This window comes from Rhizobium sp. SVR5-9E, from assembly GCF_056755095.1.
The window spans coordinates 1-250 of the sequence record NZ_JBNDHS010000579.1 but is presented as its reverse complement, the minus strand read 5'-3'; the positions used below and the strand labels follow the sequence as shown (position 1 = coordinate 250).

The 250-nt window shown below is 73.2% G+C and carries 1 pseudogene; it reads right to left on the bottom strand.

Annotation, left to right across the window (positions count from 1 at the left end):
• Window positions 1-250, bottom strand: a pseudogene (locus tag ACPYOJ_RS36145) (1-deoxy-D-xylulose-5-phosphate reductoisomerase); the annotation flags it as partial.

The window sequence follows — 250 nt, the reverse complement described above, 5'->3', positions numbered from 1 at the left end:
GGCCAGGGCCAGGCAGCGGAAGGTGGCCAGGTCCGGCGCCTCGAACTGCAGCGTGCCGTGGGCGGCCAGGTCCAGCGGCGGCACGCCGGATTCGACCCGCTCCGGCCAGGCCAGCGCATGGGCGATGGCGGTGCGCATGTCGGGGTTGCCGAGCTGGGCCAGCACCGAGCCGTCGACGTATTCGACCAGCGAGTGGACCAGGCTCTGCGGATGCACCAGCACCTCGATGGCGTCGGGCGCGGCCTGGAAC